This window comes from Nonomuraea sp. SBT364 (genome assembly GCF_001083785.1).
Classification (GTDB): Bacteria; Actinomycetota; Actinomycetes; order Streptosporangiales; family Streptosporangiaceae; genus Nonomuraea.
In genome coordinates this window covers 24315-32469 of the sequence record NZ_LAVL01000096.1, presented here as the reverse complement: position 1 = coordinate 32469, position 8155 = coordinate 24315, and the positions used below count along the sequence as shown (strand labels likewise).

General features: G+C 72.6%; 8 protein-coding genes and 1 pseudogene. 4 read left to right on the top strand and 5 right to left on the bottom strand.

What is annotated here, in order from left to right:
* Positions 1-130: pseudogene (locus tag ADY59_RS50475) on the top strand (IS481 family transposase); the annotation flags it as partial.
* 20 nt (positions 131-150) lie between these two features.
* Here the strand turns inward: ADY59_RS50475 and ADY59_RS31675 are convergent.
* From ADY59_RS31675 to ADY59_RS31665, 3 genes are all read right to left on the bottom strand, one after another.
* Positions 151-735 (bottom strand): NADPH-dependent FMN reductase, encoded by a 585-nt coding sequence (locus ADY59_RS31675; RefSeq protein WP_049569849.1) that lies wholly within the window; start codon positions 733-735, stop codon positions 151-153.
* Between the two features lie 108 nt (positions 736-843).
* Positions 844-2823, bottom strand: coding sequence for an ABC1 kinase family protein (locus tag ADY59_RS31670; protein WP_049569845.1), 1980 nt, complete (start codon positions 2821-2823; stop codon positions 844-846).
* A gap of 24 nt (positions 2824-2847) precedes the next feature.
* Complete coding sequence (locus ADY59_RS31665) at positions 2848-3771, bottom strand: acyl-ACP desaturase (protein WP_049569842.1); 924 nt, start codon at positions 3769-3771, stop codon at positions 2848-2850.
* An 80-nt stretch (positions 3772-3851) separates the two neighbouring features.
* Here ADY59_RS31665 and ADY59_RS31660 point away from each other — a divergent pair, with 80 nt between their 5' ends.
* Positions 3852-4319: an NUDIX hydrolase gene (locus ADY59_RS31660; RefSeq protein WP_049569839.1), complete on the top strand. Its 468-nt coding sequence runs from the start codon at positions 3852-3854 to the stop codon at positions 4317-4319.
* Here the strand turns inward: ADY59_RS31660 and ADY59_RS31655 are convergent.
* Positions 4282-4902 (bottom strand): hypothetical protein, encoded by a 621-nt coding sequence (locus ADY59_RS31655; RefSeq protein ID WP_049569836.1) that lies wholly within the window; start codon positions 4900-4902, stop codon positions 4282-4284. The two genes, ADY59_RS31660 and ADY59_RS31655, sit on opposite strands and share 38 nt — an antisense overlap.
* A gap of 25 nt (positions 4903-4927) precedes the next feature.
* Positions 4928-5683 (bottom strand): HAD-IIA family hydrolase, encoded by a 756-nt coding sequence (locus ADY59_RS31650; protein ID WP_442937756.1) that lies wholly within the window; start codon positions 5681-5683, stop codon positions 4928-4930.
* 101 nt (positions 5684-5784) lie between these two features.
* Between ADY59_RS31650 and ADY59_RS31645 the strand changes: the two genes are divergently transcribed.
* Together ADY59_RS31645 and ADY59_RS31640 are read left to right on the top strand one after the other, a co-directional pair.
* Entirely contained in the window at positions 5785-7044 is a 1260-nt protein-coding gene (locus tag ADY59_RS31645) for a M20 metallopeptidase family protein (protein ID WP_063780845.1), read from the top strand.
* On the top strand, positions 7025-8050 hold the full coding sequence (locus ADY59_RS31640) for a zinc-dependent alcohol dehydrogenase family protein (RefSeq protein ID WP_049569827.1): 1026 nt from the start codon (positions 7025-7027) through the stop codon (positions 8048-8050). The genes ADY59_RS31645 and ADY59_RS31640 overlap by 20 nt, the downstream gene beginning before the upstream one ends.
* The last annotated feature ends 105 nt before the right edge of the window (positions 8051-8155 follow it).

The following is an 8155-nucleotide window of genomic DNA, read 5'->3' as shown; positions in this document are numbered from 1 at the left end:
CAGCAACCACGAACGCACCGCCGCTCTGCCAGACTTCCTGCACACCTACAACCACCACCGATGCCACACCGCACTCGGCGGCCAGCCACCGATCACCCGTGTCAACAACCCAACGGGTCAATACATCTAGCCGCGGCACACCGGCGCGGGTCAGGCCGAAAGGACCGGCTCCCGGAGCCGCACGGTCAGCTGCACGGCCGGCTGCACGGCCGGCTGCACAGCCGGCTGCACGGCCGGGCAGAGCTGGGCGACCACCTCGCGCACCTGGGCGCGCAGGTCGCGGGCCCACAGCCGGCCGTCCTCGTCGAAGTGCGGGCACACCGGCGAGATGACCAGCTCGGCCCCCATGACCACGGCGCCGGCGGCCATGAGCTCCTTGTACAGCTCGGCCTGCGCCCACATCGCGCCGCACGCGCGGGCGCTGGCGCACATGACGGCCACGTGCCTGCCCGCGAGCGCGCCGGTGGCCGACAGCCAGGCCAGCACGTACTCCAGCTCGGCCGGCAGCAGGCTGTGCTCGGGGGCGGTGATCACCACCGCGTCGGCCTCCTCCACCAGCGCGAGCAGCTCGCGCACCGCGCGCGGCGCGGGCCCGCCGGTGTACGGGGGCATCTCGCCCAGCCCTGGCCAGGCCTCGAAGCGGGCGCCGGGCGGGAGCTCCCCGCGCACCGCCTCCAGCAGTCTGTTGATGTACGAACCCGCGTGGAGGCTGGCGGCGATCCCGATGACTTTCACCCACTACTCCCCAAGCGGTCTTGATGTACGGCCGGTAGTCGGAAACCTGCCCGATGCCGTGGTTGTCCAAGACCATCCCCAGGTCAAGAGAATGCCCGGGTTGTCGCTTCAGGAGGTGTCGCGCGGCTGCCGGAAGATCAGCACGAGTACGCGGAGCACGAGGATGCCGCAGATCGCCAGCAGGTTGTAGCCGATCAGCTCGAAAAGGCTGAGCTCCATCTGGTCGCTCACCACGGGCCCGCCCTCGGTGCCGAGCAGCAGCACCGCCATCAGCCCGGCGGTGGCGCCGAGCACGGTGAGCAGCACCTGGTGCAGCAAGCCGGTGACGAAGCGCCGGTCGCGGTCGTCGGCGAGCAGGCGCACGTTGATCCCGAGGCGGCCGTGCTCGACGGCGCTGGCGATGCGCTCCACGCGGCGCGGCAGGCGGCGCAGCATGGGCAGCAGCGCCGCGACCTCCTGGGTGGCGGCCTCCTTGAGGGCACCGCCGTCGAACTTCTCGGCGAGGTAGCGGCCGGCGAACGCGCGGGCCTCGCCGATGAGGTTGAAGCCGGGCGAGAGCCGTACGAGCGTGCCCTCCAGCGTGGCCAGGGCGCGGAAGACGGCGGCGACCTCGGGCGGGATGGACAGGCCGTACGCGGAGACGATCTTGAACAGGTCGGTGAACATCTGCACGCTGTCCGTGCCGGGGGCCAGGTGCTTGGCCATGAACTGGCCGAGCGCCCGCTCCAGGGCCGCCTCGTCGATGTCCTCGGGACGCGGGACGACCTCCAGCAGGGCGTCGGTGACGCCGAGCGGGTCCTGGCGGTTCATGGCGAGCAGGAAGCGCTGCAGCGCCGAGCGGATGGAGGCGTCCAGGCGGCCGACGGAGCCGAAGTCGAGCAGGCCGAGCGTGCCGTCGTCGAGCAGCATGAGGTTGCCCGGGTGCGGGTCGGCGTGGAAGACGCCCTCGACGAGGATCTGCCGGAGCAGGCAGTCGAGCAGGTCGCGGGCCAGGCGGGGGGCCTGGTCGGCGGTGGCGGTGGTCACCGCCTTGCCGACGAGGCGCTGCATGACGAGGACCCGTTCGGTGCACATGGCGGCGACGGGGGCGGGGTAGGTGACGCCGCCGCCGTTGGAGGCGGCGACGGCCGCCATGTTGGCCGCCTCGACGCGGAAGTCGAGCTCCTCGCGGATGGCGAGGGCGAACCCCTCGGCCAGGTCGCGCATGCCGAGCGCGCGGCCCCAGCGGGTGCGCGCCTCCAGGGTGCCGGCCAGGCGGCGGACGATGTCGAGGTCGCGGGCCACGGTCCGGCCGATGCCGGGCCGCTGCACCTTGACCACGACGCTCTCGCCGGTGTGCAGGCGGGCGGTGTGCGCCTGGCCGATGGAGGCGGCGGCCAGCGGCGTGCGGTCGAACGCGGCGAACACGGTGTCCACCGGCCCGCCGAGCTCGGCGGCCAGCACCGGCTCGATCTGCTCCCAGGGGGCGGGCGCGACCTGGTCCTGCAGGCGGCCGAGCTCGTCGATGAACTCGGGCGGCAGCAGGTCGCGCCGGGTGGACAGCACCTGGCCGAGCTTGACGAACGTGACGCCGCCGTCCTCCAGCGCCTCACGCAGCGAGCGGGCCAGCCGGACCTTGCCGGTGCGGTCGTCGAGGCGGTCGCCCCGGCCGCGCAGGTAGGGGCCGAGGCCGTGCCGCACGGCGATCCGGGTGATCTGCGAGTAGCGCCGGCCCCGGGAGATCCGGCCGCGCAGCGACCGGAGGAACTCCAGCGGGCCCGGGACGGAGCCGGGCGGGATCAGCGCCTCGGCCAGCACCAGGATGATCATCGGGATGAGCACGACGCACATCACGACGAGGAACAGCACCCACAGCGCGCCGATGCCCGGGTCGTCGGCCGCCGTCGGGCCGCCGCCGGGCGGCTGCCGGCCGAACGCCCCCAGGATCGGCGACAGCAGCGGGCCGGCGAGCGAGAAGGCCACCAGGCCCGCCAGGAACGTCCGGATCATGCCGAACCTGACGTCCAGCAGCCGCTGCGCGATCACCGCGAGCGCGATGATCACCAGCAGCGCGAAGAACGAGACGAACAGGGACAGGGGGAGATCCATAGCGACAGATCCTCCCATGCCGGGTCAGGCCTGGGCGCGCGCCCTGCGCTCCTCCCGGCGGGCGACGAACCGGGCCGCCGTGGTCTCGGCCTTGGCCAGGAACGCGGCCAGCTCCTCGCGGGCCTGCTCGCCCTCGGGGCCGAGGTTCGTCTTGTCGAACACGCTCCACTGCTTGAGCACCGGCATGAGCACGTCGTCCAGGTGCAGGCGCAGGTCGTAGATGCCCTCGTGGGCGATCGTCATCGCCATCCTGGTGAAGCCGGCGATGTTGGAGCCGGGCATCTGGAAGGTGGTGACGACGTCGGTGACGGCCCGCATGGTCTGGTCCGGGTCCAGCTCGAAGGCGGCCTTGAGCAGGTTGCGGTAGAAGAGCATGTGCAGGTTCTCGTCGGCGGCGATGCGGGCCAGCAGCCGCTCGCAGCCCTCCTCGCCGGAGGCCCTGCCGGTGTTGCGGTGCGCGATGCGGGTGGCCAGCTCCTGGAACGACACGTAGGCGAGCTGCTGCAGCATCGTGCCGTAGTCGGTGATGAAGCCGCTCTCCATGTGCGCCATGCGGGCGCGTTCCAGCGCGACCGGGTCGACCGCGCGGGTGACGGTCAGGTAGTCGCGGATCGCGGTGCCGTGGCGGTCCTCCTCGGCGGTCCAGCGGTGCACCCAGGTGCCCCACGCGCCGTCACGGCCGAACGTGCTGGCGATCTCGTGGTGGTAGCTGGGCAGGTTGTCCTCGGTGAGGAGGTTGACGATGAGCGAAACGCGGGCGGGCTCCGGCAGTTTGGAGTCGCCCTCCTGCCAGGCCTGGCCGCCGTAGGGGCCGTCGAAGTCGCGCCCCTCGCTCCACGGGACGTACTCGTGCGGGAACCACTCCTTGGCCATCTTCTCGTGGCGGTCGAGCTCGCCGGCCACCACCGGCTCCAGCTCGTGCAGCAGCTGCGTCTGGGTCATCGCCATGCAAGGATCCTCTCCCTCAAGGTTACGGCACCGTAGGTTAGATTACCCGAAGGACATACAGGTCAAATAAGGTGGGGCGTATGCGGCCGAGCGTGCGAGGTGTCCTGCTCGACGACGACGAGCGCCTGGTGATCTTCCGGCGTACGGTGCCGGGCCGGGAGGTCTACTGGTCGGTGCCCGGCGGCCACGTGGAGCCCGGCGACGCGACCCTGGAGCACACGCTCCACCGCGAGCTGCTGGAGGAGCTCGGCGCCACCGTCTCCTCGGTCACGCCGCTCACCACGGTCAGCTATCCGTGGGAGGGCGGGGTCAAGACCCAGCACGTGTACGGGTGCCGCCTGCTGTCGATGGATCCGGCGCTGCGGCACGGGCCGGAGTTCGAGGACCCGGCGCGCGGGGTGTACGAGGTGGAGCGGGTGCCGCTGGCGCAGGCGGAGATCACCTCGCGCCACCTCATCCCGGAGGCGGTGGCCGACTACCTGTCGGCGCACATCACGGCGCTGCCCCGGCTCATCGCCGGTCCTGGATCTCCCACAGATGATCGATGACATGCCAGGCGATGCGGCGCCGCGTGTAGGCGGGCGGCCAGCCGGTGGCCGGCGGCGGCTCCCAGGCCAGGGAGAGCACGCCGGCCAGCTCCTCCCGCAGGGCGTCGCGGTCCGCGCGTGAGGTGTAGGGCTTGTGGCGCACGCCGGACTTGCGGGCGTAGGCGCGCTCGGCCTCCTCGACGTGCCGCACGATCTTGGTCAGGTCGCGCCCGCCGCCGCGCGGGCCCTTGCGCAACTCCTCCGGCGACTCGGCGGTGACCTCGTCGAACAGCTCCCAGGCGGCCCGCACGAGCGCCACCTCGCGCCGCGCCACGGCCTCGGTCACCGGCTCCAGGTCCAGGTCCGGGATCGCCTCGGGCGCGCCGAAGTCGGTCGTGGTGCCGCCGGGCACGCGGGCGACGACCTCCGGCTCACCGGGATCGAACGCCAGCCCGGCCCGCCCGGCGACCACGCCGTAGCGCGGCGCGTAGTCCATCAGCCGGTCGACGGCCTCATGCTCGCCCTTGGCGATCCGGCACCAGCCGGGCCACTCCAGCGCGCACGCGAAAACCTTCTTCGGCCCCTCTTCCAGATAGATGCGCATGGCGCCAGCCTGTCACGCGTACCTGTCAGCTCCCGGCAGGTTCGACCAGGTCGACGAGGTCGGCCACCGAGTCGACGATCAGCGACGGCCGGTAGGGGAAGCGATCGACCTCGTGGCGCTGGGTGACGCCGGTGAGCACGAGGATGGTGAACAGGCCCGCCTCCATGCCGCAGACGATGTCGGTGTCCATCCGGTCGCCGATCATGGCGGTGGTCTCGCTGTGGCCGCCGATCTCGTTGAGCGCGCTGCGCATCATGCGCGGGTTGGGCTTGCCCACGAAGTACGGCTGCACGCCGGTGGCGCGGGTGATCATGGCGGCGACGGCGCCGCACGCGGGCAGCGAACCCTCGGTGGAGGGGCCGATCGGGTCGGGGTTGGTGGCGATGAAGCGCGCGCCGGCCTCGATGAGGCGGATCGCCCGGGTGATCTGGGTGAAGCTGTAGGTGCGGGTCTCGCCGAGCACCACGTAGTCGGGGTCGAGGTCGGTCAGCACGTAACCGGCGGCGTGCAGCGCGGTGGTCAGCCCGGCCTCGCCGATCACGTAGGCGGAGCCGCCGGGCCGCTGGTCGTCCAGGAACTGGGCGGTGGCCAGCGCGGAGGTGTAGATCGCGTCGCCGGGCACGTCGAGCCCGGCCCCGGCGAGCCGGACCGACAGGTCGCGCTGGGTGTAGATGGAGTTGTTGGTCAGCACCCGGAACGGCTTGCCCGACTCGCTGAGCCGCTTGATGAAGCTGTCGGCCCCGGGGACCGGCCGCCCCTCGTGGACCAGGACGCCGTCCATGTCGGACAGCCAGAAGTCGATCCGCTTACGCTCGGTCACGCGGCCATCGTACCGAGCGCGGCTCATCGACTTTCCCCCCGGTACGTGAACAAATGTTCTTCATGTCGTTCATTGAATCCGCGCAGGACATGCGGGCCGAACTCGTCCGCCTCCGCCACTCGCTGCACACCACGCCGGAGCTGGGCCTCACACTGCCGCGCACCCAGGAGAAGGTCCTTGCGGCGCTGGAGGGGCTGCCGCTGGAGATCACCCTCGGCACCGGGCTCAGTTCGGTCACCGCGGTCCTGCGGGGCGGCCGGCCGGGCCCGGCCGTGCTGCTGCGCGGCGACATGGACGCGCTGCCCGTCACCGAACGCAACGACCTGCCGTACAAGTCGCAGATCGCCGGCCAGATGCACGCCTGCGGCCACGACCTGCACACCACGATGCTCGCCGGCGCCGCGCACCTGCTGAGCGCCCGCCGGGAGGAGCTCACCGGCGATGTGATCTTCATGTTCCAGCCGGGCGAGGAAGGCCACGAGGGCGCCAGGCACATGATCGAGGAGGGGGTGCTCGACGCGGCGGGCGAGCGGGCGGTGGCCGCGTACGGGATGCACGTGGTCTCCTCGATGCTGCCGCGGGGGCTGTTCGCCTCGCGGCCGGGGCCGATCATGGCGGCGGCGGACGTGTTCCGGGTGACCGTCAAGGGGCGCGGCGGGCACGGCTCCAGCCCGCACCGGGCGCTGGACCCGATCCAGGCGGGCTGCGAGATGGTGTCGGCGATCCAGTCGATGGTCACCCGGACGTTCGACGTGTTCGACCCGGTGGTGGTGACGGTGGGCAGCTTCCACGGCGGCTCGACCGACAACGTCATCCCGGACGAGGCGGTCTTCCAGGCGACGGTGCGCACGTTCAGCCAGGAGAACCGGACGCTGGTCAAGCGGCGGCTGGTGGAGGTCGTCGAGGGCGTCGCGGCGGCGCACGCGCTGGGCGTCGAGGCCGGCTTCGGCATGGGGTACCCGGTGACGGTGAACGACCCGGCGGAGGCCGGGTTCGCCGGGCGGACGGCCGGCGAGCTGCTCGGCCCCGGCCGCTACCTCGTCGCGCCGCAGCCGGTCATGGGGTCGGAGGACTTCTCGTACGTGCTGGAGCGGGTGCCGGGCGCGTTCGTGTTCCTGGGGGCCTGCCCGGACGGGCTCGATCCGGCGACGGCGCCCTACAACCACTCGCCGGAGGCGATGTTCGACGACGCGGTGCTGCCCGACGGGGCCGCGCTGTACGCGTCGCTGGCCCACGCGCGGCTGGCCCTCACCGATTCCGTCGCCGATTCGGCCGCCGCGCCCGTCACCGATTCCGTCGCAGATGCGGGCCTGGGCGGTTGACCGGCCCGGCCCGATGAGGAGCCGGCCGCTCACGCTCATCGAGCGGCCGGTCCCGGTGGCCGGGCCGGGTGAGGTGCTGGTGCGGGTGGAGGCGTGCGGCGTCTGCCGCACGGACCTGCACCTGGCGGAGGGCGACCTGACACCGAGACGGCCGCTGACGACGCCCGGCCACCAGGCGGTCGGGCGGATCGTGCGGCCCAGCGGCGGCAGCGGCGGCGGCCCCGGCGCTGGTGACGGCGGCGAGGGTGACGGCGGCGGCCGCTGCCGGGTGGGCGTGGCCTGGCTTCGCTCGACCTGCGGGCGCTGCCGCCAGTGCGCGCGCGGCCGGGAGAACCTGTGCCCGGGGTCGGCGTACACGGGCTGGGACGCCGACGGCGGGTTCGCCGAGTACCTGACGGCGCCCGCCGCATACGTGTACCCGCTGCCCGGGGACGTGCCGGCCGAGGCGCTGGCGCCGCTGCTGTGCGCCGGCATCGTCGGCTACCGGGCGCTGCTGCGCTGCGACCTGCCGGCGGGCGGCCGGCTGGGGGTGTACGGGTTCGGCGCCTCGGCGCACCTGACCGCCCAGGCCGCGATCGCGCGCGGGGCCGTGGTGCACGTCGTCACCCGCTCGCCCGCGGCCCGCGAACTGGCGCTGGAACTCGGCGCGGCCTCGGCGGGCGACCGGCCGCCCGAGCCGCTGGACTCGGCCATCCTGTTCGCGCCCAGTGGCGACCTGGTCCCGGCCGCGCTGGAGGCGCTCGACCGGGGCGGCACGCTGGCCGTCGCCGGCATCCACCTGACGGACGTCCCGGCGATGGACTACGAGCGCCACCTGTTCCAGGAGCGCACGCTGCGCAGCGTCACGGCCAGCACCCGCGCCGACGGACGCGCGTATCTGGCGCTGGTGGCCGAGCATCCGCCGGTCGTGAAGACCGTCCCGTACGCCTTCGAGGACGCGGACCGGGCGCTGTCCGATCTGGCAACCGGGCAGGTCAGCGGTGCTGCCGTACTCCGCATAGGCTGATGAGCCACCGGTGGAGACGAGCGCCATCCACCTGGCCTATGAAGGAAAGTTACATTAGCCTCACAACCTCTGGAGATTATTGACGCGCCCCCGGCGCGATCGTAG